This is a genomic window from Reticulibacter mediterranei, assembly GCF_016587455.1.
This window is the reverse complement of sequence record NZ_BNJK01000001.1, coordinates 5141507-5158589: the sequence shown is the minus strand read 5'-3', so window position 1 is coordinate 5158589 and position 17083 is coordinate 5141507. Positions and strand designations below refer to the sequence as shown.

The 17083-nt window shown below is 52.8% G+C and carries 9 protein-coding genes and 1 pseudogene; 3 read left to right on the top strand and 7 right to left on the bottom strand.

Annotation, left to right across the window (positions count from 1 at the left end; genetic code table 11):
• Positions 1-46: 46 nt before the first annotated feature.
• Together K3T83_RS22205 and K3T83_RS22200 are read right to left on the bottom strand one after the other, a co-directional pair.
• Complete coding sequence (locus K3T83_RS22205) at positions 47-2506, bottom strand: transglutaminase TgpA family protein (RefSeq protein WP_220205122.1); 2460 nt, start codon at positions 2504-2506, stop codon at positions 47-49.
• A gap of 517 nt (positions 2507-3023) precedes the next feature.
• Positions 3024-3668 (bottom strand): histidine phosphatase family protein, encoded by a 645-nt coding sequence (locus K3T83_RS22200; RefSeq protein ID WP_220205121.1) that lies wholly within the window; start codon positions 3666-3668, stop codon positions 3024-3026.
• A gap of 340 nt (positions 3669-4008) precedes the next feature.
• On the opposite strand from K3T83_RS22200, the gene K3T83_RS22195 reads away from it, so the two are divergent.
• Positions 4009-5904, top strand: a complete 1896-nt coding sequence (locus K3T83_RS22195; protein WP_220205120.1) for a serine/threonine protein kinase — start codon at positions 4009-4011, stop codon at positions 5902-5904.
• Positions 5905-5912: 8 nt separating this feature from the next.
• Positions 5913-6077 carry a hypothetical protein gene (locus K3T83_RS22190; RefSeq protein ID WP_220205119.1) on the top strand — a complete coding sequence of 55 codons (165 nt, stop codon included), beginning with the start codon at positions 5913-5915 and terminating at the stop codon, positions 6075-6077.
• A gap of 133 nt (positions 6078-6210) precedes the next feature.
• Here the strand turns inward: K3T83_RS22190 and K3T83_RS22185 are convergent, their stop codons facing one another.
• Positions 6211-6966, bottom strand: a complete 756-nt coding sequence (locus K3T83_RS22185) for a hypothetical protein (protein WP_220205118.1) — start codon at positions 6964-6966, stop codon at positions 6211-6213.
• 179 nt (positions 6967-7145) lie between these two features.
• A complete protein-coding gene (locus K3T83_RS22180; protein WP_220205117.1) occupies positions 7146-8354 on the bottom strand; it encodes a thaumatin family protein in 1209 nt (402 codons plus the stop codon).
• Positions 8355-8958: 604 nt separating this feature from the next.
• Here K3T83_RS22180 and K3T83_RS22175 point away from each other — a divergent pair.
• On the top strand, positions 8959-10566 hold the full coding sequence (locus tag K3T83_RS22175; protein ID WP_220205116.1) for a helix-turn-helix domain-containing protein: 1608 nt from the start codon (positions 8959-8961) through the stop codon (positions 10564-10566).
• Positions 10567-10898: 332 nt separating this feature from the next.
• On the opposite strand, the pseudogene K3T83_RS58630 reads toward K3T83_RS22175, so the two are convergent.
• From K3T83_RS58630 to K3T83_RS22160, 3 genes and pseudogenes are all read right to left on the bottom strand, one after another.
• Positions 10899-11885: pseudogene (locus tag K3T83_RS58630) on the bottom strand (chitinase); the annotation flags it as partial.
• 1688 nt (positions 11886-13573) lie between these two features.
• Positions 13574-14302 (bottom strand): hypothetical protein, encoded by a 729-nt coding sequence (locus K3T83_RS22165; protein ID WP_220205115.1) that lies wholly within the window; start codon positions 14300-14302, stop codon positions 13574-13576.
• Positions 14303-14321: 19 nt separating this feature from the next.
• Positions 14322-17081 (bottom strand): VirB4 family type IV secretion system protein, encoded by a 2760-nt coding sequence (locus tag K3T83_RS22160; RefSeq protein ID WP_220205114.1) that lies wholly within the window; start codon positions 17079-17081, stop codon positions 14322-14324.
• Positions 17082-17083: the final 2 nt, after the last annotated feature.

Sequence of the window (17083 nt, the reverse complement as noted above, 5' to 3'; positions counted from 1 at the left end):
TTCCATATTTAAAGAACGAAAAAAGCGAAACATTGTAACAAATGCCTTACTTCTTCTTTTTTACCAGCAGTTGCAAGAACATGTTCCGCAAAGAAGGCCAGAGCTGTTGCGCGACAACCTCTTCTTCCACCTTGCGTGGAGCGTGACGAGGCAGTCCCCAACGATCACGTACGAACAGTTCTGTGAGTTGCCAGAGCTGCGTGGGCTGCTGGCCGAGATGCTGGCTCAACATGCTGCTATATTCGTATGGAGTTTGCCACTTGTTCGGACCCAATCCCGCTCGACTGGCAATCCAGCAGAGACGCCAGAACATTCCGGCAACCAGCGTACTGCCCGGGAAGAGGTTGCGCCACCAGTAGGTTGCAAGCGCAGACAGAAAGACCATCAACGAGATCACCAGCAAAATCATCGCCCCCCACATCAGCAGAACCTGACTGATCATTGCCGAATTACCTGCTCCAGGTGTAGTAGGCGGAACGTGTGGGACAGGTGGCGGCGTGCTCTGGGCAGCTTTTGTTGGCGAGGGCACTGGCTGTGGCGTCGCCGTTGTTTTCGTTGCCGCCTTTGTCGGGGCGGCAGTTGGCGTTATTGATGGCGTTGGTGGCGGATTTGGCGAGAAGCCGGGTGTGGGATCAAAATCGATCCAGCCGTAGCCGGGGAAGTATGCCTGTACCCAGCTATGCGCGTCGCTCCCTTCAACAACCCACAGGTTGCGCATCTTATCGTAATGTCCTTGCGTGAAACCATTGGCAATGCGCGTTGGGATTCCAAACAGGCGCGCCATCACAGCCATTGCACTTGCGTAGTAGGTGCAATAGCCCACTTTCGTCTGCAACAGCCAATCCACCACATCGACGTTTTTCGGGATCGGCGCATTGTTTACGGAATAGGAGAATGTGTTCTGATCCCCCAGGTGTTGCTGCAACAGCTTCAGCAATGTGTAGGTATCGTTGGCCCCCTCGGTCCAGCGCTTCGCCTGCGTCAGGACGTTAGGCGAGAGCGTACGGGGCACTTTGAGATAATACTGAGATTGATCGGCAAAGTAGTTGTCGTTGCGCCACACGCCCTGATCGTCATGTTGAGGCAAAGGCACATCGACCAGATTTTTGATTAAATTGGCACCGGGAACAACCGAAGTGACCTGATAACGCTCATTCTTCGTCAACGGCGAGGTCTGCATCCAGGTGCCGACCGTTCCATCGCTATAGATCATGACCGGCTTATCAAACCGTCTGGGCTGCGCGGGACCATAGATATAGTTTTTCGTGCTTTCAGGCGGCACTTTGAGCGTTACATTCAGCGCAATCTCGACCCCACCCTTTGCCTGTGTATCAAGCGGCAAGTCTTTATTGGCAGCGAAATTGCGTCCATTGGTAGAATTTAATGTAGTTGTCCAGGTATGACCATCATACAGATTGTAGGTGAAGCCCTGCAAATATTGTGGGCCGCCAGAGCTGGCGTAGCTCAGTACCTCGCCCATCGGCAGATTAACGCTACCGCTGATCGCCAGCTGATCGCCAAAAAAGTTGGTGGGTGTCTGATAGGGCTTAAACAGGCTCTTTGGATTAGAGAGCGAGACCTGTCCATTCACCACATTGGTCCAGGCGTTGTTCAAATTATCCCAGAACGACTTGCCCGACGAGGCCTGATCGAAGACAGGGAGCAGGGAGCTGCCGAGCAGCGTTATCACCATCAAAAGGCTTGCGCCAGTCATGCAACGGCGGGTAATAGTCCGAAGCCAGGGACGATCCGTATGCAAGCCCTCGCGCGTCCATTGATAGACCTGATTCACAAGCTGGATACGCGCAATCAACATGCCAAGCGAACCAACCAGCAACACGGTCAGGACCGTTGCAGTGATTTCCTGCTTCACGTAGTTCAAATTGACCAGCAGAATGGAGCAGTAGACCAGAGCCACCAGCCAGGGCAGGCGAGCGCGATAGACAAGCCAGCTGCCAAAATACCCTAGAAAGTAGGTGAGGAAGGAGAGGTAAAAGAAGAAGAGAATCTCGGTCGTAGGAATATTACTCGCTGCTATGCCGCCGGTTAGCGCGGCTCGTAAGCTCACCAGCACGAGCGACCAGGAGACGTGATAGGCGAGAGCGCTGGTTGCCCAGATCGCTAGAATTTGCCCGACTACACAGGCCGCCAGATGCAACATAGGTTGAGGAATACGCGGCACTTTCGCAATTGCCAGACCGATCAGCAGACCAATCACCGGACTCCAGAGCAGCAACGAGCTATGCTTCACCCAATTTGCGGCAATAATCGAATAGGCTACGCAATAGAGCGCAATAGCCAGCATTACCAGAGCAGACCAACCTTCGGCAGGGGTATATTTTTGCAGGAAAAGAACAAGACGAAAGGGCTGTTGTTGCTTCGAGGGTGGATGAGGCGGCGTCTTATATGACAATGGCTGTGAATGATATGCTGCATCCTGATGCGGACTTCGCCGGGGCTGGCGCACCTGCGTCGAACGATTGGGATCAAGAACACTCGACCTCATCAAGCACTCCTCATAAAAACAACGTTCTGCTCTATTTTTTTGACATTATCAGAAGTATACCTTGCAAAGGGTATAAAAACTGCATTTTCAAGTATACCTGGGACTAAATATTCATACACTTTCATAGAAACGTTGAGATGTGCCAAATTATCACATGATAGCCCATCCTGTCTATAGCATCATGTCAAGTAACCTGTTTTCCCCGATACAGGTCAGGATGTGTGTTATGCATTCTCCTTATCGAATGAGAAGATCACAGTTCCAGGTCATAGAAGAGTTAGCTGTATAGAACGTATAGTCCCCTCCGAAGAGATCTCACTCCATTTTCTTGTGTAAAGGCGGTCAGTTCGACGTTGTATTACAGATACACAAGAAACAAGGGACAAACAAGCACCAGAGATCGCTCTCTAGATTATACCCTATTTTATTGGATATTGCCCTACTTTTCTGGCAAAACTAGGAAAAAAAGAGGGTTTCTGACCAGTAAATCCCTGAAAAAGAGGGTAAACAGTTGTAATTATTGCATCCACCGCGCGTGCGACCAGCCTAAATGTGCATGGCTGTTGAGCAGGCGGACAGTGGGGTGCGGCTGTCGCCAATCGACAACACTGATTGTGGCGGGATCGAGAAAGATCTGGAAGAGCGAGCTAAGCGATGTACCCAGCGCGGAACAAAGAAGCACTTTGATTGGCCCAACATGTGAGACCAGCACAATCGTTTGATCGGGATGTACCTGTGCGAGCCGCTCCACCGCTGCAAGCACGCGTCTCTGGATGGCTGCAAAGCTTTCTCCACCGGGCGGTGCCATCTCAGGATCAGCTTCCCAGGCGCGTAAGAGACGCTCATCTTCGACCCCAAGTGCCAGCACCTCGGCACGGCTCAAGCCCTCCCATGCCCCAAAACTGCCCTCCACTAATTCAGATAATATCTGCACTGGCAGGTGATGGCGCTCAGCAATTGGTTGGGCCGTATCATGTGTGCGCTGGCGAGGACTGCTATAGACTGCGGCAACCGGCAAGATCGAGAGCGCTTCGGCCAGCGCTTCAGCCTGGGAGCATCCCTGCTCTGTCAACATATCGTCGCGATTTCCAATATAGCGAAAATCACGATTCGCCAGCGTCTCACCATGCCGCACCAGCAGCAGCCGCGTGGTCGGTGCCATGAACGACTCCTCCTAACATTGCTCAATTCCTGCTCCATCCAGGAAACTATTTCAGCAGTTTCATTCTACCACAGCGAGGAGTCGCCACCTGGCTTCCGCTGATCTGTTCATGGCTGGACGTTTCTCTACCCTCTCATATATACGCAGAGGATGTTTATCCCTCACCGTCTTCTGTTTTTATCCCTTATCGACTATGAACTTAGAACTTCTTGCCTATCTTCTGGCCCATCTGTCCCCTTTTGTGTTATAGTTGGTATTAACAGCATTGTATATGCCCTCCAGAAGAGCAAAGACGCGATTTCTCTATCGTTTAAAGTATCCTGGATCACACACATTATCTATGAAGTTCGCTGCTTATTCCCTGGTGACGCAAATTGGGAAGTCGCCTTTAAGTAATACCTATCTCGCTTCTCCTACTGGTCAACCAGAGCGCGAGGTGGTGATCAAGGTCTTTCACGCTTCATGTCTGGGGCCTGGCTATGAAGCGAGAGACTTTTTGCGTGATGCAGCTCATCTGCAACAACTAACCCATCCCTATCTGCTGCCCGTGCTCGATGCCGATATCGAGCAGCGGCAGCCGTTTGTTGTCGGCCCCTATCTTCCTCGTGGCTCGCTACGTGACCACTTGCGCACGCTCTCACCCTCCCGCTTCTCGGTGGCCCACACGCTGCGACTGGGGATTCAGATCGGGCAGGCGCTCAATTACTGTCACACCAACGATGTCCTGCACAGCAATCTCACGCCGGACAACGTGCTTTTCGTGGACGACGAGACGGTGCAACTTGCTGATTTCGGACTCGCGTCCCTCATCGATGAGAGCGTCTACGACGATCCTCCTCTGTCTCAAGCCACAGCATACCGGGCACCAGAACTGCTTATGAGTCTGGTGAGTCGAAAAAGCGATCAGTTCTCGCTTGGTTGCCTTCTCTATGAATTACTCACGGGCACACTCCCCGCTGCTTCGTCTAATCCACCGCTTGCACCTTCTCGTCTGGCTCCATATGTACCGGAGTCGTTCGATGCGGTGCTGCTCAAAGCGCTGGCCCACGAGCCGATGGCACGTTATGAGAGCATTGCTCAACTAGTCAAAGCTCTGCAAGCAATTTCTATACAAGATGAGAACATATCCGCTACACGCTCTTACCCACAACCTCGCTCAGGCAGTAGCACGACATATCCTCATACTTCCATTACCCGCTCCGAGCCTTCACAAGAGGGCAGTCTGGTTTTCCCTTTCGAGCCAAAAGCATCGGTTAGCTATCGCCATATGCTCTCCCCGCTTGAGCTAGAAGGCCTGAACGGTCCAGGAGAGCCTAAAGAGAAGCAACAATTCTTGGAAGAACCAGCAGCACAAAAACAGACACTACCAGATATGTCGCTCAGAAAAGCACAGAGGACGGAGACGTTAATGCCAGTTCTGGCGGCTGATCTGCCTACCAAACCGCGACCATCACCTGCCAGAGGAGGTACAGAGAGCTCGCAAGCGCCCGCGGCAACGCCTAAGCTCTCGCTTCGCTCCAGATGGTTGGTTCCGTTGCTCCTGACGCAGCTTCTGCTTTCGGTTGTCGTAGGTGTCCTGGCTCATTATTCCTTGATGTCTGGCAGCTATCTGGCATGGTGGGCCAAGCCTACAGTGCCAGCTCCGACGCTGACCGCGACCGCTCAACAGCAGATATATACGCAGGCGACTCGCGGGGTGCCCGTGCTTGACGATCCATTGATAGGGGAGAGTGAGAATCAATGGCAAACCGGACTCACCGACAGCCAGAATCCTAAAGATGGCTGCAACTTTACGGGCGGAGTCTATCAGGCTTCGCTATCAAACGCACCATATTTTGGCTCGTGTATGGCGCTAGCTACAAACTTCAGTAACATTGCCTATCAGGTTGAGATGTCTGTAATCGCTGGCGATGGTGGCGGCCTGGTCTTCCGCTCTAATGCCAACGCGGAATATCGCTTTCGCGTCGATGCCAGCGGCTACTACGATCTGGCAGGTGCTCCACCTGAAAACATTCACTATACTAGACCGGTGAGGGCGGTTCATACCGGCCTCAATCAGTGGAACCTGTTAACGGCAGTGGCAAAGGGGAGCGATCTTTACCTGTATGTAAACAAGCAACTTGTCATGTATTGCCACGATTCTTCCTCCAGCAGCGGCACTATCGGCGTCTTTGTGATCGATGCAGGGCATCCAACCACCGTACAGTTCCGCAATGCAAAAGTGTGGGAACTCTAATTTGCTCATTGCAGACAAACGACGAGAGTGTATCTGATTGTGATGATCATGAGGAGCAAGATCGTGCGGCCCAACCCGGCGAGCGCAATCAATTGCCGCCCCTACCAGATCGGGCAATCAATTGCCTCTCTTCCTCGTTTCCCACAACGGTCTGGCAGGGGCGAAAGACGTAATTCATTGTGTGAAAGGTAGGGGCGGCAATTGATTGCGCCCGCCGTCGCTCCTTCATGGCAATCAAACAAACGACGAGAACTGCAAATGTTTCACTCATCATAAGTTGCTCAGGCCGCCGTCGTCTCAACCGTTCTAGCTCTGGGGGTCGCGCCTACGCCGCTGTCCAGACTGCCGCTGTGCTCGCAGGTCATTCACTGCCATCCCTTGCTGCGCCAACCAATCTGGATTTTCCTCCGCCAAAAATTGCATATCTCTCTGCGCCAACTGTTCCTGCTCTTCCCGCAACGCCGCCTCCACAAAGGAACTGCGTTGAGTTGGGTCTAGCCTTCCTGCTCCTCCCTCCATCGCCCCTCCTCCATATTCATATCCCGCATCATGCGTTCCCGCTACCGGCTCCTCGTAAGCTGTTCCTTCATATTCTTCTCCTCCAGCAATGACATCACTCGTGCCATAGAAGCCTGCTCCATATTGTGACCTACCTATCGTGCCCATCCGTTCAACCCCACCACTAGACACCGCTCCATAACTATATCCCTGGCCGGGAGCATAGCTCTGCGGGTTATAGCCGTAGCCCGGCCCTGTCTGAGGTACATCTGTGGTAGTTGCCAGCTGCATCTGCTCAAGCTGCTTGGTAAACTTCTCTATTTCCTGATCCATTCCCTCTATTCTTGATTTAACCCAGCTCTGATACCTTTCTTCATATGCTGCATCGCCTACTCTCCCTCTCCTCGCTTCTGCTAGTTGAAATTCATATTTATTAGATTTTGCCCGTTCCAATTGCATTTGTGCCTGAAGTATTTTTGCTCCCATTGATTGTTGCTCGGTTTCATCTCCTCTTCCTTTACCTTTTTCTGTATGCTCGGTGTATTTTCTTTTATCGCCACCCATTATATGTTTTCTCCTTGCTCTCAAAATCGTTCCAGTTTTATCCGTAGTTTCTCTGAAAAATCTTTGTTGGGAAGCTAATCTCTCAAACACCTCCTTCGAGCTTCCCTCAAAGGAACAGGAGGGACAGTCGCAAAACGGTTACCTCCATACGAGCCTTAGCACTCGTCCGATACCCGCGTTCAGGGAGAGGTCCAGGTAGCACAACTGTCAGTACTGTACTGAACTCCATCTTGCTGAAAGAGAAACCAGTAGGCAACAGGCACTTTGCGGCCCAGGTTGCTTGCGGTATACTGCCAACTTCCATTGCCGCCGCCCATCTGGACCTCATGTTTGGCACCGCCCAGCGCTGCATAGCGTAAGGTCACACCACCGGGACTCCAGCCATCAGGCGTAAAGGTGAAGCGAAGAGCACCACTGCCGGCACTGCTTACCTGTACCTGAAAACGTCCGCTCGTGACCTTCGCTGTTGCACTATTCGCGCCTGTCTCGGCAAACGCCATGCCAACGTATGGCTTCGCTACTGTAGAGGGAACGCCACCAGTCGGGGGAGCAACTCCACCTCCTCCAGAGGGAGGACCAAAGGATATTCGGTAATTCGCGTCCTTATCAGAAAATGTGCTGGTTGCATCATCGTAGGCGTAACTATAGGCGTCAGGACAGCCGCTTTTAAAATAGGCGGCATAGTTGACGGGCCAGGTGGTGGGCTTGCAGTTGGTGGCGTTATACGGGCCTGTACAGCAATATTGATCGCTGTGGAAGGCGTTGCAGGCGCTATTGCAGGCAACGATGCGTCCGCCGGAATCCATGACGCGCAGCGCGCCGGGACAGCCGGGGTTCAGATCCGTCCCACAGCCCGCGACGCCGCACCAGTAACGATCTCCGGCCCTGGGGGATGCGCCCCCAACGGGAGAAATGGTGATGGGAACGTTGAAGCCATCGACGTAGCTTACATCATAGAAATCCTGCCCGTTCGCTCCATTCAAGGTAAACTCGGCCAGGCTAGCAGGCGTGGCTCCGTTCGCACCGTTGCACTTCAAGACGTGCCCACAGTCCCCGGTCTCGCAGGAACCTGTGCCTCCACCGTTAAACGAACAGTATGTGCGGCCCCAAAAACGGCCCTGCCAGCCATTGGATACCGTCACAGAGAAGGTGGAACCAGGAGGCATTTCCCATCCGCCGCCCGAGGGGGCTGGAAAGCCCGCGTTCCCCGCCGCTCCCGCCCAGATGGTCTCCGCCGTGTTGTTGACAAACGAAAATGTGCGTGTCCCACCAGCATCCGCTCTCGCGCTTGATGATGGTGGGATAGCAAATTGCCAGAACGCAATCGTCAAGAAAATAAGTATCAGCGTCACGGCTCCGGCGCGCACGGGGTTCAATATGCGCTTCATATTCCTCTTTACTATCTGTGGTAGCATCATATTTTTGAGAGTAGCCCAGGAACCAGGCAAAATAAGAGGGATTGAGGGACAGAATTTGTCTTTACGAGCGTCATTCTTTCTCAAACCCCTTCTCTACAGCCATATATGAGAAAGATGTCACCTACTTGATGGTTTTCCGTATTGCACTAGAACAGCCAGATGTCTTATTTTTTAATAAGTGAGTATTATTTCTCATCTATCCTAAGATACCGGAAATTTTCAGGTAAACAGGATATGCTTCAGGAAGCTATCGCAAAATCGCAAGATTTTCCAATAAAGTTTCCTTTATATGAGCTATCATGGGGCCAGACAGAGCAGGAAGAGGTGTATCTTCTGGTTCTGCGCATGGCACTCCACAAAACCGGGTCAAGGGCAACGAGCAGAGAGCCATGTATCAGGCACAGAAAATAGTTGGCGTTTAGCAATTTATTTTAACAAACACCGTTTAAAAGATATATAATGCAGTGAACCATCTTTCGCTCTCCTCAGTTCTAACCCGGGAAAACTCTACGAAAACTGGTCAAGCCCATGCACTTCGTAGAGAGGATCACAAAGACATAGGAGGATATATCTGATGAATATCCATCCATTGAGAGTGGAGCGGGAACGGCATGGCTGGTCACGGACCAGGCTGGCCGGGATTCTGGGCGTCTCCGTCCAGACAGTAATGCGCTGGGAACAGGGGCAGACCACTCCTTATCCTTATTATCGAGAGCAATTGTGCAATCTTTTTGGCAAGAATACCAGAGAACTGGGCCTGCTAGCACAGGAGAATACCAGCCCAGAAGCGAACACGCTCAGTACCAGAGTCGCTTTATCTCTCACTTCAGCGCAAGCAACCGCACAGGCTAGTCCTATGCAGCGTGCGGGCGCGACTCAGAGCCTGATAGGGCGCAGCGCACTGTTACAGCAAGCAAAAGAGCAACTTCTCTCGGGAAACAAAAACGATTTTGCGCTAACGGCCCTCAAGGGGTTGCCCGGCGTGGGCAAAACGGCACTCGCGTTCGCGCTCGCCACCGATCAGCAAGTTCAGGCGCACTTTTCCGATGGTATTCTCTGGGTTGGCCTGGGGCCGGAACCAGATGTGCTGAGCTTACTGACTCAGTGGGGCAAGCTGCTGGGCGTCGAGCCAGAGGAGGTGGAGAATGTCGAGAGCTGCGAGGATTGGAGCAGCATCCTGCACGCGACGATCGGCTCGCGCCGTATGCTGCTGATCATCGACGATGCCTGGAACGGGGAAGATGCTCTGACATTCCAGGTCGGAGGCAAGTCTTGTGCACACCTGCTCACAACGCGCCATCCCCAGGTGGCTTTCACGTTCGCCCGGGAGGGGACCATTACCGTCCCTGAATTGACAGAAACGGATGCACTGACCCTGCTGGCGCGCTTCGTTCCCCAGATTGTGTCGCGAGAGAATAAGATCGCCCGCGCCCTGGTACAGGCGGTGGACGGGCTGCCACTGGCACTGGTGCAGATTGGCAAACATCTGGCGAACTTACGTCCCGCTCAGCCCCGTCGTCTCCGCACGGCCCTGGCACAATTGCAAGACGCCCGGCGGCGCTTGTCCCTAGAACCATCCAATTCCGTGCTGACGCCTGCGCTCACGCCCGCGCTCACTCCATCCGAACACGCGCTCTCGGTACAGCGAACGATTGAGATCAGTGATCGCGCTTTAAGCGAACAGGCCCATGCTGCCCTGACTGCTCTGGCGCTCTTTCCGACCAAACCAAACAGTTTTTCCGAGGAGGCAGCTCTTGCCGTCAGTCAGGCTCCGGTCGAAATACTCGATGAACTCTGGGATGCTGGCCTGCTGGAAAGCAACGAGCCGGGACGCTATAGTTTGCATGCCACCATTGCCGATTACGCGCGCAATCTTGACGAGGCTCCTCTGGCGCGTGCGCGGCTGGCGAACTATATGCTTGACTATATTCGCGAACATCAACAGGATACCGAGGCGCTGAAGCTGGAAATCGCTAATCTCCTGGCAGCTCTCGATGGTGCAGTGGAGTTGAAAATGGCGCGTCCTCTGATTGAAGGAACGATCATGCTGGCTCCCATCATGCGTGCATATGGTTTCTGGTATCAGGCGACCGAGTATCAACAGCGCGCTCTTGAGGCGGCTATGCAGCTTGACGATCATGCTGCTCAGATGGCACTGCTTCAGCTTGGCATCTCTTTTTAATAGATCAGAGGTGCTCTGCCTGCTCTCTTTCTCCTGCTCCTGAAGGTCGCGCCTCCTGGTAAGCAAGGGGTACAGGCAGCGCCAACATCCTCAGCCTTCGCGAGTTCATAATTGGTGCATCCGAGAAATCCTGGTATGCAAGATGGTTCACGCATAACAACTAGGGATGAACCTGAGCCTGGGAGGGAGCCTTGCGCATGTCGTCGTCGAGATGCTCTCCCTGGTTCCCTCCTCCCATATGATTGCTCTTCCTTACTCCTCACTTTTTCTTGATCCTGTCCGCTCCACTCCTGCCTGTGGTAGGAGCAGAGCGGCATCTTCTGTCTTGCCCTTTACCCACCCTTCACCGTTTTCGCGAACTGGTAGTTGTTAGAGGCATCCCAGTTAATTGACCAGGTCATCACATCCTGGACCGCGTAGGTAGTGGAGGGTTTGAACGAGCCACAGCTTTGTCCGCTGGACAGGCAACTAACCGCAGACTTGACCACTGAGGGATCGACATAGCCGCTCCCGGCCGCCGATGTGGACGCCGGCAAGCCCAGTCCAATCTGGCCGGGACTCAATCCTCCCTGAGCTTGAATGCATGCCTGCGCGGTCAGGAAGTCAACACTGCCCTGTGCATAGACTTTGCCATCGCAGCCATTCATCGTGCCTGAATTGTAATACTGCATATTCACGATAGTCAGGATGTCCTTGATTTTCAGTGCCAGCTGGAAGTAGCTGGCCTGCGCCGACTGCATATCCACGGTCTGGGGGGCTAGAGTGATGATCAAATTGGGCATAGAGCCTCCCTGACCCATGACGCCTTGCTGCTCGTCCTTAACCAGGCCAGATAGTTGCTGGAGAGCGCTCGCCATAGAGGTCGCGTCGATCCCTTGCTCCAGATCGATATCGACGCCATCAAAACCATACTTCTTCATCAAAGCAAAAGTGCTATTGGCAAAGTTCTTCGCCGCTTCATCGCTAGTGACGCTGATCGACCCGTTTTGCCCACCAACCGAGAGCACAACCTTCTTGCCCTGCTGGTGCAGTGAGGTGATATCTGAGATAAACTGGGCATCGCTGTAGCCACCAAGCGCCCTTGAGAGATCGGGATCAACGCTAAACGTCACACCACCTGGTTTGGTCGAATCGGCACCAGCAAAGGCGACGGCGATCAGGTCATAGTTAACATTGATATCGCTCAACCGCAACGGCTTCGCACCATTGGTAAAGTTCTGCCAGTAACCAGTCAGAGTATGCGCGGGCAAACCACTGGCAGATCGAGGATTTTGCTGCTGAGTGGTCTCCTTATAACAGGGTGGGGGATTCGTTGGCGCAGGTATCAGTTTACCTGGCTCACGCTTAACAAGCGTCAATCGACGCGCCCCTGAAGATGTGTCCGTAAGATTTTTCTCGTTCGTCGTCATGGTCGAGATCAGCGACCATGTTGCGCTCCCCCCCTCGATCGTTATGTGGTAGATAGAGGTGCCATTTGTGGCCCAACCCTCTGTATCGCTGATAAAATTGATGTTAGCCAGATACGCATTGAACGGCTCGGTATATTTCCCGGACGAAGTCTTGGGCATCGTCGCATCGAGTTGCGTATTTAGCTTCTGCCATCCTCCATTCACGAATTCATACAGATTCACATTGCCATCAGTGTTATCGGTGGTGTTGTACTCCTGGCCGACGACAAAAACGTGCTGCGCATCAGGTGCGGATAATGTATGTCTCCCGGCGATGAACTGCGTGTCGAAATCGCCAGTCGGACTTGCGTCATTGATAGTATATGATCTGGTGGTAGAACTTATCGCAATTGTAAACAAGTGCAAAAAGAAGTGCGTTGGATCATTGCCATCGGGATTGGCCTGGATCTCCACAGGTAAGATACCGCTCCCGTCGCCGAATATGGTCGGAGGAGAAGAGACAAAGGCGGAATCGTTGTTCTGGTTGGGCGTGCCTCCTGGCGTGAGTATTGCGCTCGTATAATCTTGCGACCAGAATGCACCGTTACTGGTACTTGTGAGCAGCGTATGCCCAACATTCATTGCCCCTGCCCACCCCAAAATTGATTCCGTTTGCCCGGCCTGTAGCAAGTTAAACTTACAACCCTGCACAGTTGAGCCGTCATCTTGCGCGCAATAACGATAACTGCTTGGACCTGGCGAATCTGGAGGGCAAGGAGCGTATTTCACAGCCGTCATGCCAGTAATCGCATTCTGGGCGGAGATTACGGCTGAAGAAGTGCCTGGTATGTCATCCTCCCCATTCCATGTTATGCCCCCATCAAAAGTGGTGTACAGTGTGCCAATATACGTACCAGAGGACATCACTCCTGTCACCAGTTCCATCCAACCTTCATGGGGATTGAAAAAATTTATCTCGCTGGTTCCAGCGAGATTGTCCACAGACAGGACATTGGATGTCATCCAGGTCTTGCCGCCATCCACTGTAGAACGCACATAGACATAGGTTCCTGCTGTGGGAATATGGCTGGTATCTATGTTTGAATGACCATGAGAATCCACAGTCGGCACTGGACTGGCGGCGATATTGCTCGCGGCGGTCGCGGCAGCATCAAGATCAGCTTGCGACACTCTCTCGCTGACGGCAAGCCAGGCATGATTAGCATCTAAGAAACAGACACCGATGATTCCCTGGATGTTCGGCTCCGACTTATCCAATGGCTCCCAATCAGCTGGCGTCACATCTACCCAGTTTTTTCCACCATCGCTCGTTCTCATTACCGCTTCACTTGTGGTTGCCCAACCGTTATTTTCATCAATCATTTTGAAATGATTGATGTCAGTTGCACCAAAGCCAGGGATGGATGATAGGCCACCTGGTGCTTTCAATGATGACGAAGTGGGGCCAGTTCCAAAGCAAAGCGCCCCCATCAACAAAGGTGATAGTATCACCAATATGAGCAGCGCGAAAGGTTTGCGTTTCTGAGGCGGAGTAACCGCTTGCTCTTCCATCGTTGAATATCCTTATTCGTGGCTTTTCGTCTTGACTGGCGCCTGCACTACTTTTCCTCCGGCTCTTCTTCTTTCTCGTTGCGGTTCTCCATACTGTCAGCCTGCAAAAGCAGACTGACTTTTTCGCGCTGGTCTTGCACATCGCGCATCAGGTCGGTATCGTAGCTGAAGATTTCCGGGAGATCTCCAGCCAGCGGATCGCCATAGACGAAGACCGCATCCTCCTCGACGATGGCCGAAGTGAGCAGTTCCTCCTCTTCTTCCTCTGGCTTAGTCTCATCTTGATCAGGCAGCAGTTCAAAGATGGCCGCGTTCATATCAAATGGGATATACTCATCCGCAGTCGCATCGGCGGTATCCAGGGGTGTAACGGCATCAGCCGCGTCCTGCATCGAGGGCGGGGTGGGCGGGGCCGCGCTGCTCTCGGGGGAAGAGCTTTGCGCCTGACTCGAATCATCTCTGGACGCGAGGACTTCACGCACAATGACCAACACAAGTATTGCCCAGGCCACGAGAAAGCAAACGACTTGCAGAAGCAAGATCGCGAAGGGCGCAAGCATAGCGTTCCCACTTGCGGCCTGCAATGTGCTCCAATCTCCTATCATCTGCATCAGGCGCGTCCATGCCAGCGGAAACGCGCCTGATGAGAGCCACAGGACTATCAATCCGGCCACGACAATCAAGAGCCAGTTATTGAACCGAGGCGGCTTCACTTTTGCCAGAAGCCCTGCATTCTGTGATTTCCCCGCCTCTGAACTGGATGCTACACCATTCATTTCGAGCTTCTCGTTCTCTCTATTTTCTGCCAATTGTGTGATTCTCATCGGTAGGTGTTTGCCCAACAAGGCGTCCTATCCCTTTCGCTGGCTGATACGGCTTCTGCTTGCTCTCGTGAGCCAACGTTTCTTGATAGTTTTGCTCCTGATCGAGCGCGGCCTGTTGCCCCGGCGAGAGACGGGAAACGACGGTGGTATTTGCCATTTTCGCCTCCATAGGCGACGCCAGGACTTCCATCTGTGTCCAGTTTTTGGTGGAGAACAGACCTTCACCGCGTCTGGCCCCCAGCAAAAAGGCTCTCTGCCCTGGACTCAAATGGAAGGTGTTTGTTACCGAGTCGATAGTACTGGGGTCTTGCTTCATTAAAAACTTCATGGTGGACATCGCAAGAATCGTCTTGCCCTCCTCAGAGCCTAAGAAATCATCCGAGTTTTGCGTCGTACACCACAAACCACCACCATATTTACGAATACGGCGTGCCATCTCCTCGAGGAATTGCGCTCCCTGCTGGAATTGCATCAGCAACCACGCTTCGTCGATGAGAATGATTGTATTCGGCTGTGGGGTTTTCGCCTGACGCGCCACACGAATCTTCGTCCACAGGAAGTCCGCGATCAGAAAGAGGCCAATCGGCTTGAGCGTGTCATTCAGTTCACGAATGTTGAAGTCGATAAAGCGGTTATTGAGTACGACGCGTGTTCGCGTGGGGAACAGGTGTAGATAGCGCTCTAAACGCTCACTCAGGCCATACGTGTCCTGACCCATGCCAAAACGCTCATCGCCACGTAACGCGCTCGACATGATCACATAGAACTCACGCATATTTGGCGGGACGCGATGATGGGTCGAGCGGTCCATAGTGATGCCTCGATTCTCATAGGTTTTCATGAGGCACCTGTACAGAAAGGCTTTTTCCTTTTGTGGCAACACACCTTCATCGGAGAGCAGCAATTCCAGAAGGGTCAGCAGATTGAGCAGCTTCTCGCGAAAGAAGTTGGTTTCGTCATTCGATCCGCTCGCGTCTGAGGAGTTTGTTCCTGAAGTATATAACTCAAATGGATTGACCTGCAATGACTCTGAGGCCAAACGCACATACTGTCCCTTGACCACATCACACATATTGCCGTATTCGGCCTCCGGGTCAATGACGTAGACGTTGCAGTCTGGCAGGAGACGGCTGGTGGCGACTTTGAGGAAAAAGCTTTTTCCGGAGCCTGATTTGGCGAACACAACCATGTTGGCATTCTCTAATTGCTGGCTGTTAAAAGGGTTGAGAATGACCAGGCCACCGTTAGGGTGCGCACCAAACATGACGCCCGATTCCATGCTAATGTCGCTGTTGGTGAAGGGGTAAAAAGTAGCTGCCGCGCCGGTACCGAAAAGACGGCTTCGTCCCAGCTGGTTGTTTGCATCGGGCAGACAGCTCATTAAGCCAACGTGGTGCTGCCAATGTACGGGCAGGGCACGAAAATCCAGACTACGAATAGCGCCAGAAATGCGGTTGCTGCGCTCCGTGAGTTCGCGGCGATCGCGGCCACGTACCTGCACAAATGCTGCAATGTTGAAGACGCGCTCAGTGCCGCGAGCGATATTCTCGCGCAGCTTTTCTACGTCATCCAGGGCAATTGCGGTCGCCGGATCTGGTGTTCTCCCCTGGCGCTGCGCTACCATAGCCGCACCGCGAAATTCTACCACCCGTTGGCCCAGGCGAGAGGAGACTTGCTCTGGTGCCAGCGGCTTAATATGGATGCTGAAATCGATGTTTGGTTCATCAACCTGGATAATATTATCAAGCCAGCCAGGATACGCGCTACGCGGATAGCTCGCCAGCGCCAGCGTCCTGACGTATTCATAGTCAGCCTCGCCATCAATCCGAATATAGGAAGGGAAGATCTGAATACTACTGGGCGTGATCAAATCCGGGATTTTCACGAAATCGGGCAGCTTTTGATTCTCTGCCTCTTTCTTTTTCAGCTTCTCCTCTTTCTTTCTCAATTTTGCCAGCCTTTTCTCCTGCTCGCGCCTTTTTCTTTGCTCGCGCGCAGTAAGCGGTGCTGAATCGCGTTCCGCTCCCTCATCACTTTGCGAGAGGGGCTTGATAGAAGTTGCAGCATCGTCCTGGCGATCAAAGGAGGAGACGCTTGGGCCACCATGTGTGCCTCCGACCATCTCTTCGGTGATTGGCCTGATACGAGCCTCCCAGGGCGTATAACAGCTCTGGTAGAGCCGGATGATCTCGATATCGTTTAAGCGCCTCCCGGTCAATCCCATCCGCTCCAGTTGCCGCAGCAATTCCTCCAGACGCAGTTGCAGCTGCAGTTGCGCGTTGATCAGGGCTTCGGTTTTGTTTTTGGCTCCTTGCTTATCGGCAGGCACGATGATGTAAAATTCACGCTTGACCAGCGCTCGACGAGAAGCCAGCACGCGCACAAAACTGGCATGATCACGCATAATAGGGGCCATGACCCCTTTCACTGAATCCAGCATGTTGAGGTAATTGTCCAGGTTGTGCGGGCGGTTACGGATCAAAATCTGGATGGGAAATGAGAGGCCATTCAAGAAGCCTTTAAAACCTTCAATGATGGCTTCCTGATCTTCTTCCGACATCAAAGAAAAATTGATGGAATTTATCTGAAGAATGCCTCGATATTCCATAGTCTTTTGCCCAAAACCCAGGCAGGCGACATCACCCTGCACATCCCACAATTTGATGAAGGTGTTCACAATATTCATGGGACTGCTCAACATCATGCTAGGGGTTCGTGGTGCGATAGACATAG